The following is a 12,795-nucleotide window of genomic DNA, read 5'->3' on the forward strand; positions in this document are numbered from 1 at the left end:
GCGTCTGATCGGACGCGCGGCGCTGTAGGAACGCCGGAGGAGGCGCGTGTGTGGACAATTCTGGTCGGCGCGGTTCTTTTCGTCTGCGGCATGCTCTTCATGGCGCGGGAGGCGCTCGTCCGTCGAGATTTGAGCAACCCGTCGCCCCAATCGCAGGACCGAATCGACCAGGGTGGAACCGGACCGACGCTCGAGCCGAAGCGGCAGGGATTGGGCTTTCTCAGCCTCGCGCGGAACTGGCCCGGGTTGGCTCTGATGGCAGTGGGCGCGGTTTTATTGCTTTTCGGTTAGCGTAATTCCGCTGGGAACCGCGTAATGCGAACGGGTTAACGGCTGCTTTGCGCGTTGGGTAAAACGCGGGGCGCTGTAGAAGCCGGGCGTTTTGCCGCCGCAAGCTGCTTGCGGGCCGCGCCGGGAGTGAGCGAAAACGCTTCCCTGAATTTCCGGATAAAGTGAGACACGTTCTCGAAGCCGGTTTCGAGCGCAATGTCGATCAACGGCTTTTCGGTGGATGCAACCAGCCGCATCGCCGCGTCGAGGCGAAGTTTCAGATAGACCGAAACCGGCGTGGCGCCGAGCTCGTTCTGGAACAGGCGTTCGAGCTGCCTGCGCGATATGCCGAGCGCGTTCGCCACATCGTCTATGCCGATGATGTCCTCAAGATGCTGCTCCATCACCATGAGGGCGAGACTGATCCGTTTGTCCTGCACGGTGACCGTGCCGAGCGGATTTCGCGTCTGCATTTCGGTAGCATCTCTGCGGCGGGTGATCTGCATGATTTCGAGCGCGTTGCGCTCGGCTTCTTCGCCGACATGTTTGCGGATCAGATAGGTGGCCAGGTCAGCGACGCTGCTGCCTCCGGCGCAGGTGATGACATTGCCGTCCTCGACAAAGATGTGCTTTGACGTCACCGCGATTGCGGGGAAGCGTGATCGAAACTCATTGTGATGGAGCCAGCTGACGCAGGCGGCATGCCCATCGAGCACGCCCGCCTCGGCCAGGATGAAGCTTCCCGTGCACACTCCGATGATCGGCACGCCCGCCCGTACCGCCCGGTGAAGATAGTTGATCGTTTCCCGGTCGATCGGCTCTTCGACGTTGAGCCGCCCGCCAACGACGGCGATGTAGCTGAACTCGGTCGGCGGGCGGAGCGAGGCCGTGGGCGCCACCTGTATGCCGCAGCTGGACATGACGAAGTTTCTCGTGCTGCCAAGCACCTCCCAGTCGCAGTTCACCCGGCCCGACTTGTCCTCGATATCGCTGCCAAGCCTCAAGGCATCGGCAAACAGCGAGAAGGCGCTGAGCGTGAAGCTCCGTGCGAGAATGAAACCGACGCGTAGCACCCCTTGGCCGGCGCGATGGCTCTTCGTGGCCGCCTTTTTTCCTATCAGGGTCGTTTCCAATGCGATGCAATCCATTCCTGCTGGGCGTTTAGCGGTGTCCATGAGCGAATGCATGATACCAAGCGCGATGCGCTATAGGTAGACGGAACTGAGGTGCAGTTCCGGATGCCTTCGTCCATGCCGGTCTGCGCGTAGCGGGCTAATCCCCATGTATATGGTGATTTATTAACCGATTTGTCAGAAAATTGTCATTGTCCGGCAGGCGCGTGGCTGGCGCATCGGACGCATGTTTCGCCGGTCTGGCGGTTAATGCATGTCGCCCAAAAGTGTGCAGCGGTTTTGGGACAACGACGTGCATAAAGCAATGACCTAAAGCGCGGCGCATGAGTTCGATTGAATGCGGCGCGCTTTAGGTTCGTTCGTCGGGGAATGAGGCTGGGATGTACGAAATGACGGAACACATGATGAAAGTGCTCATGAGCATCATGGCCGCGCTTTCGCTCGGCTCGCTGATGTTCCTTATTGCCGTGCTCTAGGATTTCGAACCTGGGGCGTCTTTTCTGCTTTCACTGATATAGATGTGAAAGCAGCGTTCCCTAGCCGTGCGGGCAGTATGGGCAGGACTACGGGTCCGCGTGCTGTGTCAGGGGTAAAGATAAAGCTGGTCCCAGCGTTCCCGCGGCACAAGTTCCCCGATCTTGTATTCAAACGACAACACGTCGAGGTGCTCTGAGTTGGTGCGGCACTTGAAGGCAAGCTTGTACCAATCGCCCCCACTTCGGAACACCGCACCCGGCGCCTTCATCTTGTCGCCCTTGAAGATTGGATCGGCGAAGGTGTAGGCGATCACCTTGTCCGGCTTGAATGACGTCTTGTCCGCGCTGATCCGCTCCATCGCCTCGGTATCGCAACGCTGTTCCAGGCGCGTCTGCGGGTCGAGCTTCTCGAACTGTCGCACGAGAGTCTGATCCATCGCAGCTACCGGATTTGCGATCGACAGGCCAAGGACAAACGCGCAGGCGAGTGCTTTCATTCTCGGTGTTCTCCTCCGAAAGAGTGGCTGCTCATTTTTTCAGGTAAGCGCCAAACCGCGCGGGCGACCGCGCGAATCACTGTCCGCTCGGCGTCCGAGGTTTCAATTAAGCTCTGTGGCTATTCCGTGGCAGAACGATCACGTTGCCGTAAACCACTCCGCTCCGGTCAATTCCGCGATGTGCTCGGGGCTGACATGGACGGCGGCGTTGGATTGGACATCGATAGGTGACTGGCTTGAGGTTCCTGCGTAAGCGGAAACATCGGTGCGATAGATGCTGCTTGCCGAGCAAAGACGACGACCGAGACCGTGGTCGCAGTTCCGCCCAGGACACGAGGTCGCCTGCATTATCGGAAAGGCGGGGACGCCGCAGAAGGCGCTCCGCGAGAGCGACGCATCGGCTCTCCCCCGCCGCGCGTCTTATCAGACGCGCAAAGGTCGCTGTAGCACTCTGAATTGCTAAATGTTTTTAGGGCTTGGATTTCCCTTTGCCCTTGCCGCCCTTATTACCCTTGCCGGCACCCTTGCCCTTTCCGCCGCCAGATCCGCCACCGCTACCTGATTTCGCGATTGCATTTGATGTGAGGCTTGTGGACAAAAGCATCGTCACTGCAGGTGGCGTGACGGCCGCAAAACGGCCGCAAGCTTTCAGGAACGCGCGTCTATCTTCCTCGGCGGGAGAATGTTCCCTTTGAGCCTTCTCCATCTTGCGTCCTCCGGGTTTCGTCGCTGTCTATATTACAGCAATTGCTAAAAAGGGATATAACTCTTTGGCGTTAACTCACTCGCATGTCCCGCGACTGGTTTGCTGCCGAAAATCGCGGTTATCTCGGGGACCTGCCAACGCCTCAGCGGCTTACAAAGCTGCCCGCCGACAGGCCAGTATGTATCACGAGAGTCCGCATGCAATGGTCCTAAGACCTTTGCCCTTGTCGCATGGGACTTAAGTCCATGGATCGGAGCAGCCGGGAATCCTAAGCTTCCTGCTTATTAGCTACAATAACCGATGTTTTCAGGCGGATTAGCGGACTGGGCCCATGCGTCAGGCGCGGGCCCGCTTTTGCGTGACAAGACGCCGAAACACCGCCTTACGTGTTTGATTCTCGTGTGTTCAAGGCAGTCTGGGCTGGCGGGAACTCGGATTTTCCATCACAAATAGGCACGCATGCTTGAGGCATGTGCGGGGTCGCCCTTGGGCGACGGCAGGTGTGGGGGATTGGAATGAAGTTCAGCATCTCCGCGGGGGCACGTTTTTTTCTGCTGGGCCAACGCAAGACGATTTTCGTAGAATCGTCGCAGCAGATTTTTGAGGTCGATGACCTCACGGCCTATTTCACATGCGCTCTCACCGAGCCGGCGTCGCTCCAGCAATTGGTGTCGGGCCTCGTGGCGCGCGGTGCCAGCCGGGCGACGGCACGCGCCTCCGTGCGGAAATACCTTGCGCATTGGTCCCGTCAGGGCCTGCTGGACATCCTCCTTGATGAGGAGGAGGGCCCGCCACTGCGCAGCCAGGTGCTTGATCTGGCAGGAACTGCTGTCTCGATAGTCTGTTACGATAGTCCTCTCGCCGAGCTCGTGCTGCCCGTTTTCGAGCATCTGGAGACGCCGGAGCGAAAGTCTTCGCTCGTCTACGAGGTGGCGGCCTTCGGCAACGGAGCTTGCATCAGCCGCAACCACTCTCGTGGAACGATCATTGCGGCCGAAGAGGCGGCGCCTGCGCTGAAGACCATGCTGACGGACGATGTGCTCGCATGCCTCGGGAGGAATGTCGCGCTCCATGCCGCGCTTCTCGTAAAGAACCGACAGGGCCTGCTCATTTGTGGCGCGCCGGGTGCCGGCAAGACGACGCTCGCGCTAGCCCTTCTCCAAGCTGGTTTTGCCTGTGCTGGGGATGATATCGCGGTTGTGGGTGCCGATGGCCTGGTGCAGGGGGTGCCTTTTGCGCCGGCACTGAAGCGCGGCTCATGGGGCCTGATCGACGGCGTCGTCCGCGATGCGATCGCCGCTGCCCCGATCCACCGCCGCCTCGACAAGAAGCGCGTTCGCTATCTCGCATCGATCCCCTACGCACCGCATGAGGGGGTTCCGCTTGGCAGTATCGTGCTTCTTCGCCGCCGCAGGAAGGGTCCGGTTACGATTTCGGCCGTGGAGCCGGCACGGGTCCTGTCCGAGCTCTTTTCCGGGGCCTTCACGCCGGCGGGGCGTCTCGACCTGTCGCAGTTCGAAACCCTGCTCGGCGTCATGCGCCGCGCTCGCGCGATCGAACTTTCCTACTCGCGGCTCGACGAAGCCGTGGAGGCGCTGAGTCGGCATCATGAAGCGGCTTAGCTACCGAAACCTGCTTGCACTTGTGTCGTGCCTCAATGGCAATCCGCCGAGCAACGCGGATTGGGACGGCATCATAGCCCTGGCCAATGAAAGCCTAACCGTTTCTTCCCTCGCCCTGGCGACAAGAACCGCGCAGAACGTGCCACAAGACGTTTGCGAATACCTGTCTTTGATCTACGAAAGAAACGCCGAGCGCAATCGCCGGCTGATCGCGCAACTGACGGAGGCGGTACACTGCCTCAACCGTATCGGCATCGAGCCGATTGTCTCCAAAGGGGCTGCCATTCTGCTTGCGCAGGAGGAGGGCGAGATCGGCGGGCGGATGCTCACGGATCTCGACATTCTCGTGCGCCCCGCCGATATCGCCGCCTGCATCGGAGCGCTTCAGGGCATCGGATATGAAATCCGGCTCGGCGCCGGTGACGGCTCATGGCCGGGAAACCCGAAGTTTCATTTGCCGACCGTATTGGACCGGCCGACGGATGTCGGTAGCATCGATCTGCAATGCCGGCCGAAAGGTCCCGCCTCCTTTAGCGACATCGAATGGCTTTACCGCCACAGCCGGCAGTTCGCACTCGACGGAGGATATGTCCACGTCCCGTCACCCTTCGCCCAGATCGTCTTCCTGATCTTGCATGACCAGTTCCAGGACGGCGACTATTGGCGCGGCTTGATCGACCTGCGCCATCTTCTCGATATGGTGAAACTTGCCCGGTCGCATCGTATCGAGTGGGAGGTGCTGAGAGCGCTCTTTGCCGCCGGTTACGAGCGAAATGCCGTGGACACGCAGATTCTCACCGCACATGCCTTGTTCGGTGCCGAGGAGGTATCCGAATTGTCGTTAGGCAGGCTTGCGCATCTTCAACTGGCGCGACGCCGCTTGCAGGTCGGGAGGGACTATCTCGTCGTCCCCTTAGCGCTTCTCACGCTTTTGACCGAGATCGTTCATTACTCGTCCTGGGACCGTTACGGAGGTGAGCCTCATGCCTCCCGATGGCTGGAAGCAAGGCGTAAGATTCGCGAGCTGCGGCGCGTCTTCCGGCTGAAGCCGCCGGGAAAAGTTTAGGGATAGTCGAATGAGATTAACGGTTTCGACGGTTACGTTCCGCTTCACAGCGCCGAGACGTCGACCCATTCCGCTCCGGTCAATTCCGCGATGCGCTCAGGGCTGATATGGACGGCGGCGTTGGTCGCGCCGGCCGCGGGAACGACGACGTCATAGGCCTTCAGGGACTCGTCGCAATAGATGTTGTGCGGCTTGGCCAGACCGAAAGGGCAGACGCCGCCGACCGGATGGCCCGTTTCCGCCTCCACCTCGTCGAAGCCGAGCATGCGGGCCTTTGTGCCGAAGCGGGCCTTGTACTTCTTGTTGTCGAGCCGGGCGTCACCGCGCGTGACGATCAGGATGACGTCGTCTCCGACCTTGAGTGCCAGCGTCTTGGCAATTTGCGCGGGCTCGACACCGTGGCCTTGGGCTGCAAGTTCCACCGTGGCGGTACTTTGAGCAAGTTCGATGACATCGATGTCAGGCGCGTGTTCGGAAAAGAACTGTTTGACGGAAGCAAGGCTCATTGGGGGCAATCTGTGTGGCAAAACAGGTTGTCGGGAAAAATGCGAATGTGTGGCGGCAAGCCGGGATTGCGCTCGCTGCGGACGGCGTTAGTGTTTCAATCGTCGTTCGAGGCGTCAAGATCTTCGGGACGCCGGCCTTCCTGCTGCGGCGGCAGATAGCCGTGGCTTGCGAACCAGCTCTCGAGGATTGTCGAAATCGCCTGTTCGCGCGTCAGCGTGCCCCGATGGTCGGTGATGAAGGTTTTGAGGGCCGTCTCGATATTTGCGGCATAGAGTTCGGTCATAGTTGCCTCCGCTTGCAGCGCCGCGCGTCCTTCCAGACGCGCAAAGGTCGCAAAGGTTCTTCAGCAGGCTTATGCCTGTTTGACGATGCGGATCAGCACCAGAAGGATGATCGCGCCGATCGTCGAATGGATGATCGCGGAAAGGATACCAGTGCCGAGGCTGATCCCGATCGCGGGAAAGAGATAGCCGGCGATGAATGCACCGACGATGCCGACGACGATGTTGCCGATCAGGCCAAAGCCGAAGCCGCTGACGATCAGACCGGCAAGCCAGCCGGCAACCGCGCCCACGATCAGGAATACCAGGATGCTTTCAATACCCATGAATCGCTCCTCTCCAGTGGATCCATAGGAAAAGATAGATCAGGATTTGAAATCAGATAGGGGGCAATTTTATCGTGTGGCGATTTTGCACCGTTTTCCGGCGGCCGGTGCACGCTTCCAACGGTTCCGCGATGTGGGGTTGGGAGCGACCGCTCGCAATCGCTCGCAACTGATTAGACGATACCGCCGCCACCGCCGGCGACCGCCGGCCGTTCGCTCGCCACCTTGGCGCGATAGCCGCTCGTGCGGTAGGTCGCAACCGGCGCGATCGCACCGCCATGTTCGAGGCGTGCCATCGCCAGGATCGGTTCGACGTCCGTCCTGAAGGCGGCCTTGAGCGTTTCCGACGCCATTAGCGCATCATTGCTCTGCTGATAGTCGTTGAGCGCCTTGCGATCGACGAGAAAGGCCTGGGCATAGGCACGGCAGACTTCCATCGCGCTGGTCATCAGGCTCTCGATCGGATCCGTCACGTTGTGGCTCTGGTCGAGCATATGCGCGGGATTGAAGCCTTCCGCACCCCGCATCTCGGCGTCGACCAGTTCGTTGAAAACCAGGAACAGGCGATAGGGATCAATCGACCCCGTATCGAGATCGTCGTCGCCGTATTTGGAATCGTTGAAGTGGAAGCCGCCGAGCTTCCCAAACTGGATCAGCCGAGCCACGATCATCTCGATATTGACGTTCGGCGCATGGTGGCCGAGGTCGACGAGACAGAAGGCTTTGGGGCCGAGCTCCTGCGCGATCAGGTAATTCGTCCCCCAGTCCTGCACTACGGTCGAGTAGAAAGCAGGCTCGTACATCTTGTGTTCGGTGAAGACGCGCCAGTCGTCCGGAAGCGCCGCATAGACTGCTTTCATCGCGTCGAGATAGCGTTCAAACGCCTTGGTGAAGTTGCTCTGCCCGGGAAAATTGGAGCCGTCGCCGATCCACACCGTCAGCGCCTTCGACCCCAGCGCCTTGCCGATCTCGATGCATTCGAGATTGTGCTCGACCGCCTGGCGCCGTGTCGCCGCGTCGCTATGCGAGAGCGACCCGAACTTGTAGGAATGCGCCTGACCGGGCACATCGGAGAAGGTGTTCGAGTTCATCGCATCGAAACCCAAGCCGAGCGCCGTGCCCTTCTCCTTCAACGCCTTGAGGTCGGAAACCTTGTCCCACGGGATATGCAGCGAGACGGTCGGCGTCGCCTGCGTCAACTGATGGATGACGCCGCAGTCTTCGAGCTTGTCGAAGATGTTGCGCGGTTCGCCCAGCCCTGGGAATCGGGCAAAACGCGTCCCGCCGGTGCCGACGCCCCAGGAGGGGACGGCAACGCCATAGGCGGCGACCTTTTCCTTGATGGAGTCGATCGCGATGCCGCGGCGGGCAAGCCTTTCGCCGAGGCTTTCATAGTCTCGGTTGAGCGCGTCCCGACGGCTCGCATTCTCCGCCTCGACAACGGCCTTGCTGATCATCTCGGTCATGGCAGCCTCCGGATTAGCGCGTGAACGACTGGGCATTGCCCGCGTCAACATTGACGATATTGCCCGTCGATTTTGCCGACATGTCGGAAGCGAGGAAGTAGATCGCCTCGGCAATGTCTTCCGGGAAGACGCTGAGCTTCAGCATGGAACGCTCGCGATAATGAGCCTCCAGGTCGTCCACGTCCATCTTGTAGGCGGCAGCGCGCTGCTCCTTCCACTCGCCAGTCCAGATCTTGGAACCGCGCAGCACCGCGTCCGGATTGACGACGTTGACGCGGATCTGCGCCGACGCCCCTTCGAGTGCCAGGCAGCGGGCAAGATGGATCTCCGCCGCTTTCGCCGTGCAGTAGGCGGACGCGCCGGGGGAGGCGGCAAGGCCGTTCTTCGAGGCGACGAACACGACATTGCCGCCGGCCTTCTGGTTGCGGAAGATGCGGAAGGCTTCGCGCGAAACGAGGAAATAGCCGGTCGTGAGAATGTCGATGTTTTTGCTCCAGAGCGCCAGCGTCGTATCCTCGATCGCTGCCGACGAGGCAAGCCCGGCATTGGAGACGAGGATGTCGAGGCCGCCGAAGGCGAGGAGCGCGTCGCCGAAACCGGCTTCCACCGCCGCCTCGCTGGTCACGTTCATGTTGACGGAGCGGACGAAATCCTTGCCGTAGCGGCCGGCCAGTTCGGTTTGCGCCGCCTCGAGCGCCGTTTCGTCGATGTCCGCGAGAACGACGCAGGCGCCTTCCTGCATCAGCCGGTTGGCCGTCGCCTTGCCGATACCGCCGGCGCCGCCGGTGACGAGCGCGATGCGGCCGGCGAGACTCTTCGGCTTCGGCATGCGCTGGAGCTTTGCTTCTTCAAGCAGCCAGTATTCGATATCGAAGGCTTCCTGCTCGGGCAGGCCGACATAGGTCGACACGGAGGCGCCACGCATGACATTGATCGCATTGACGTAGAATTCGCCGGAGATGCGGGCTGTCGCCTTGTCCTTGGCGAAGGTGATCATGCCGACGCCCGGGACGAGATAGACGACGGCGTTCGGGTCGCGCATCGCCGGGCTGTCGGCGCGCTTGCAGCGCTCGTAATAGGCGGCATAGTCGGCGCGATAGGCGACGATCGCCTCGGAAAGCCCGGCAACTGTCTTTTCGATGTCGGGATTGGCCGGATCGAAATCGACGACCAGCGGCCGGATCTTCGTTCTAAGGAAATGGTCGGGGCAACTCGTTCCGAGCGCGGCCAGCGGTTCGAGATTTTTGGATGTCACGAAATCGAGCACAGCCTGACTGTCGTCGAAGTGTCCGACCTTCTTCTCCGCTGCGCTGATCAGCCCGCGGATGATTGGCATCAATCGCTTGGCGATCGCCGCGCGCTCGGCGCTATCCAGAGCCGGCTTTACCGCCCCGCCGAAGGCAGGTGCCGTATTCTCTGCCTCGAACCAGGCAATCGCCCGGTTGATGATTTCGATGGTCGTCTCGTAGGCTTCCTTGGCCGTGTCTCCCCAGGTGAAGAGCCCGTGGCTTTCCAGGACCACACCGCGTGCCTTCGGATTTTCGAGGCAGAATTTTTCGAGCCACAGGCCCAGCTCGTAGCCCGGCCGTTTCCACGGCAGCCAGCCGATCTCGTCGCCGAAAATTTGCTGGGTCAGCTCCTTGCTGTTCTGGGATGCAGCGATCGCGATGATCGCATCCGGATGCATGTGATCGACATGGGTCTTCGGCACATAGGCGTGCAGCGGCGTATCGATCGAAGCGGCGCGCGGATTGAGATTGAACGTGCAGTGCGGCAGGTAGCCGACCATCTCGTCTTCGAACTCGACACCCCGGTAAATGCCTTTCAGGGCGCGGAGCTTGTCCATGTAAAGGGTCGCGAAGCCGTCGAGCTTGATGGTGCCGACATCGCCGCCCGATCCCTTCACCCAGAGGACCTCGACCATTTCGCCCGTCAGTGGATCTTTTTCCATGACCTTGGCCGAGGTATTGCCGCCACCGTAATTGGTGATCCGCTTGTCCGATCCGAGAAGATTCGAGCGGTAGAGAAGCTTCTCCGGCTCGCTCATCCCTGTCACCTTGGCCTCATCCCAGAGATTGGCCAGGCGAGCGCCCTGTTGCTTGTCGAGCATGTTGAATTCCTCCCGGTAAGCTATCCGGCGGCAGTAGGACCGCGGCGACATGATTGGCATCAGATCACACGGTCGGCGCGCGAATGTCAATCAAAAACGATCAAAATCGTTCATATTGCGCTGCACAAGGAAAAAATATGATTGATACTGATTGACAATGCTCGGGAGTGATGGAAGCATGCGGGGCATCGGAGGAGCGAATGCACGAAAAAGAAAGACATAGGATCATCCTGTCTGCGGTTCAGGAGAAACCGGTCGTGACGGTGCCCGAACTCGTCGAGCTGACCGACAGTTCCGAGGCGACGATCCGGCGCGATATCGCCGCTCTTCACGTGCAAAAACGCCTGCGCCGCGTACGCGGCGGTGCCGAGGCGATCAATCCGCCGCAATTCGTCGGTCTCGCCGGTCGCCCCTTCAGCGTCAACGAAGGCCTGCACGCCCGCGAGAAGCAGGCGATCGCCAAGGAGGCGGTTGCGCTTTGCGAGGACGGAGAGCCGATCATCATCAACGGCGGCACCACGACCTTCCAGATGGTGCATTTTCTTGCAAACCGCCGGATGCAGGTCTTCACCAATTCCTTCCCAATTGCCGAGCACCTGCTCAAGCATTCGAAGAACACCGTGATGCTTTCGGGAGGCACGATCTACCGCGAGCAGAACATCATATTGAGCCCCTTCGACAACGACGTGACGCGCAATTTCTATGCGCGTCGCATGTTCATGGGCGCACAGGGGCTCGGACCACTCGGGCTGATGGAAGCGGATCCGCTTCTGATCCAGGCAGAACAGAAACTGATTGATCAGGCCGACGAACTGGTCGTGCTGGTCGATTCCTCGAAATTTCACAGGCGATCGAGCCTCATACTTTGCGGACTGAAGCGCATCGCCACTGTGATCACGGATTCGGGCATCGAGGACAGGCATGCCGCGATGCTCGAAGGCGCCGGCGTCAATCTGGTCATCGCCAAGGCGAAGCCCGTCGTCGACATGGAAAGTGCTTCATCGCCCGCCTGACACGGGCGAGGAGAGGGGAGTGGGACGTTGCGGCAATCCCGGGCATGGCCGGGCGGGCCGCAGATAGGGGCCGGACCGATGCATTCATACCGAATGCGCGCGGCCCAAAGGGAGGAGAGAGTCATGAAAATTTTGAAATCACTGATGGTCACTGCCGCCGTCGCGGTGGCGCTCATGGCCAATGCCGCGCATGCGGAAAACAAGAAGATCGCGCTCGTCGTCAAGGCGCTCGGCATCGGCTTCTTCGAAGCCGCCAACAAGGGTGCGCAGGAAGCCGCCAAGGAACTCGGCGATGTCGACGTCATCTATACCGGACCGACCTCGACGACAGCGGAAGGCCAGATCGAGGTGATCAATTCGCTGATCGCCCAGAAGGTGGATGCGATCGCCGTTTCGGCCAACGATACCGACGCCCTCGTGCCGGCGCTGAAGAAGGCGATGGACCGCGGCATCAAGGTCATTTCCTGGGATTCGGGCGTCGCCAAGGAAGGCCGGCTGATGCACCTGAATCCGTCATCGAGCCCGCTCATCGGCAACATGATCATCAAGCTTGCCGCCGACAACCTGCCCGAAGGCGGCGACGTCGCGGTGCTCTCGGCCTCGGCGACGGCGACCAACCAGAACACCTGGATTGCCGAAATGAAGAAGGTCCAGGGCAACTATAAGGGCATCAACGTCGTGGCCACCGTCTATGGTGATGACCTTGCCGACAAGTCCTACCGCGAAACGCAGGGGCTCATTCAGTCCTATCCGAACCTGAAGGCGATCATCGCGCCGACCTCCGTCGGCATCGTTGCGGCCGCGCAGGCGGTCACGGACGCCGGCAAGATCGGCCAGATCAACGTCACCGGCCTCGGTCTGCCTTCCGAAATGGCGGGCCACGTGAAGTCCGGCGCGTCGAAATCCTTCGCGATCTGGAACCCCATCGACCTCGGCTACTCGGCGACGATGATCGCTTATGATCTCATCGGCGGCGCGGAAGCCAAGCCCGGCGCGGAACTCAAGATGGGCCGCATGGGCACGGTCAAGCTCGACGACAACAATGAAGGGGCCATGGCCGATCCGTTCGTCTATGATGCCTCGAACGTCGAAGAGTTCGCGAAGATCTTCTGATCGGCGAGGCGAGGGGCCGTTGCCCTCATCCGGCCTGCCGGCCACCTTCTCCCCGCAGGCGGGGAGAAGGAAACAAGCGGCGCTGCCTCGCCCTCACGAACGTCGAGGTATCCGGCGGCCGCCTGCGGTGTCCCCTCTCCCCGCGAGCGGGGAGAGGGTTAGGGTGAGGGGCAACCTCATTGCCGAGGCCTCACGGCGAAGGCGGTTGA

At 60.6% G+C, this 12,795-nt stretch carries 13 protein-coding genes; 5 read left to right on the forward strand and 8 right to left on the reverse strand.

The window, feature by feature from the left end:
* Positions 1 to 48 precede the first annotated feature (48 nt).
* Complete coding sequence (locus QA637_RS01125; RefSeq protein ID WP_184108428.1) at positions 49 to 291, forward strand: hypothetical protein; 243 nt, start codon at positions 49 to 51, stop codon at positions 289 to 291.
* A gap of 35 nt (positions 292 to 326) precedes the next feature.
* Here the strand turns inward: QA637_RS01125 and QA637_RS01130 are convergent, their stop codons facing one another.
* The 3 genes from QA637_RS01130 to QA637_RS01140 form a co-directional block, all read right to left on the reverse strand.
* Positions 327 to 1,403, reverse strand: coding sequence for a GlxA family transcriptional regulator (locus QA637_RS01130; RefSeq protein WP_153438493.1), 1,077 nt, complete (start codon positions 1,401 to 1,403; stop codon positions 327 to 329).
* Positions 1,404 to 1,986: 583 nt separating this feature from the next.
* Complete coding sequence (locus QA637_RS01135; RefSeq protein WP_153438491.1) at positions 1,987 to 2,376, reverse strand: DUF930 domain-containing protein; 390 nt, start codon at positions 2,374 to 2,376, stop codon at positions 1,987 to 1,989.
* A 469-nt stretch (positions 2,377 to 2,845) separates the two neighbouring features.
* Positions 2,846 to 3,082, reverse strand: a complete 237-nt coding sequence (locus QA637_RS01140) for a hypothetical protein (protein ID WP_153438489.1) — start codon at positions 3,080 to 3,082, stop codon at positions 2,846 to 2,848.
* 515 nt (positions 3,083 to 3,597) lie between these two features.
* On the opposite strand from QA637_RS01140, the gene QA637_RS01145 reads away from it, so the two are divergent.
* Positions 3,598 to 4,704: a phosphoenolpyruvate carboxykinase (ATP) gene (locus tag QA637_RS01145; protein WP_153438487.1), complete on the forward strand. Its 1,107-nt coding sequence runs from the start codon at positions 3,598 to 3,600 to the stop codon at positions 4,702 to 4,704.
* Complete coding sequence (locus QA637_RS01150; protein WP_283062997.1) at positions 4,691 to 5,770, forward strand: nucleotidyltransferase family protein; 1,080 nt, start codon at positions 4,691 to 4,693, stop codon at positions 5,768 to 5,770. The genes QA637_RS01145 and QA637_RS01150 overlap by 14 nt, the downstream gene beginning before the upstream one ends.
* Before the next feature lie 44 nt (positions 5,771 to 5,814).
* Here QA637_RS01150 and QA637_RS01155 read toward each other — a convergent pair whose 3' ends face one another.
* From QA637_RS01155 to QA637_RS01175, 5 genes are all read right to left on the reverse strand, one after another.
* On the reverse strand, positions 5,815 to 6,276 hold the full coding sequence (locus tag QA637_RS01155) for a YbaK/EbsC family protein (protein ID WP_153438485.1): 462 nt from the start codon (positions 6,274 to 6,276) through the stop codon (positions 5,815 to 5,817).
* Between the two features lie 95 nt (positions 6,277 to 6,371).
* Positions 6,372 to 6,560: a hypothetical protein gene (locus QA637_RS01160; protein ID WP_153438483.1), complete on the reverse strand. Its 189-nt coding sequence runs from the start codon at positions 6,558 to 6,560 to the stop codon at positions 6,372 to 6,374.
* Positions 6,561 to 6,629: 69 nt separating this feature from the next.
* Positions 6,630 to 6,884 carry a GlsB/YeaQ/YmgE family stress response membrane protein gene (locus tag QA637_RS01165; protein ID WP_153438481.1) on the reverse strand — a complete coding sequence of 85 codons (255 nt, stop codon included), beginning with the start codon at positions 6,882 to 6,884 and terminating at the stop codon, positions 6,630 to 6,632.
* A gap of 173 nt (positions 6,885 to 7,057) precedes the next feature.
* Entirely contained in the window at positions 7,058 to 8,350 is a 1,293-nt protein-coding gene (gene rhaI, locus QA637_RS01170) for an L-rhamnose catabolism isomerase (protein WP_153438479.1), read from the reverse strand.
* Between the two features lie 13 nt (positions 8,351 to 8,363).
* Complete coding sequence (locus tag QA637_RS01175; RefSeq protein WP_283063000.1) at positions 8,364 to 10,460, reverse strand: bifunctional rhamnulose-1-phosphate aldolase/short-chain dehydrogenase; 2,097 nt, start codon at positions 10,458 to 10,460, stop codon at positions 8,364 to 8,366.
* 200 nt (positions 10,461 to 10,660) lie between these two features.
* Here QA637_RS01175 and QA637_RS01180 point away from each other — a divergent pair, with 200 nt between their 5' ends.
* Both QA637_RS01180 and rhaS read left to right on the forward strand, forming a co-directional pair.
* Positions 10,661 to 11,473 (forward strand): DeoR/GlpR family DNA-binding transcription regulator, encoded by an 813-nt coding sequence (locus tag QA637_RS01180; protein ID WP_153438475.1) that lies wholly within the window; start codon positions 10,661 to 10,663, stop codon positions 11,471 to 11,473.
* A gap of 123 nt (positions 11,474 to 11,596) precedes the next feature.
* The gene (gene rhaS, locus QA637_RS01185; protein WP_153438473.1) at positions 11,597 to 12,586 is read left to right on the forward strand and encodes a rhamnose ABC transporter substrate-binding protein; all 990 of its coding nucleotides are present in this window, start codon (positions 11,597 to 11,599) and stop codon (positions 12,584 to 12,586) included.
* Positions 12,587 to 12,795: the final 209 nt, after the last annotated feature.

It is taken from the genome of Sinorhizobium terangae, assembly GCF_029714365.1.
In the GTDB taxonomy this organism is placed as follows: domain Bacteria; phylum Pseudomonadota; class Alphaproteobacteria; order Rhizobiales; family Rhizobiaceae; genus Sinorhizobium; species Sinorhizobium terangae.

Excerpts from the sequence above, each read along its gene's own strand:
- QA637_RS01145 (WP_153438487.1), top strand. The coding sequence starts at position 3,598 with ATGAAGTTCAGCATCTCCGCGGGGGCACGTTTTTTTCTGCTGGGCCAA.
- QA637_RS01135 (WP_153438491.1), bottom strand. The coding sequence starts at position 2,376 with ATGAAAGCACTCGCCTGCGCGTTTGTCCTTGGCCTGTCGATCGCAAAT.
- QA637_RS01155 (WP_153438485.1), bottom strand. The coding sequence starts at position 6,276 with ATGAGCCTTGCTTCCGTCAAACAGTTCTTTTCCGAACACGCGCCTGAC.
- QA637_RS01160 (WP_153438483.1), bottom strand. The coding sequence starts at position 6,560 with ATGACCGAACTCTATGCCGCAAATATCGAGACGGCCCTCAAAACCTTC.
- QA637_RS01180 (WP_153438475.1), top strand. The coding sequence starts at position 10,661 with ATGCACGAAAAAGAAAGACATAGGATCATCCTGTCTGCGGTTCAGGAG.
- rhaS (WP_153438473.1), top strand. The coding sequence starts at position 11,597 with ATGAAAATTTTGAAATCACTGATGGTCACTGCCGCCGTCGCGGTGGCG.
- QA637_RS01175 (WP_283063000.1), bottom strand. The coding sequence starts at position 10,460 with ATGCTCGACAAGCAACAGGGCGCTCGCCTGGCCAATCTCTGGGATGAG.
- QA637_RS01140 (WP_153438489.1), bottom strand. The coding sequence starts at position 3,082 with ATGGAGAAGGCTCAAAGGGAACATTCTCCCGCCGAGGAAGATAGACGC.
- QA637_RS01165 (WP_153438481.1), bottom strand. The coding sequence starts at position 6,884 with ATGGGTATTGAAAGCATCCTGGTATTCCTGATCGTGGGCGCGGTTGCC.
- QA637_RS01150 (WP_283062997.1), top strand. The coding sequence starts at position 4,691 with ATGAAGCGGCTTAGCTACCGAAACCTGCTTGCACTTGTGTCGTGCCTC.
- rhaI (WP_153438479.1), bottom strand. The coding sequence starts at position 8,350 with ATGACCGAGATGATCAGCAAGGCCGTTGTCGAGGCGGAGAATGCGAGC.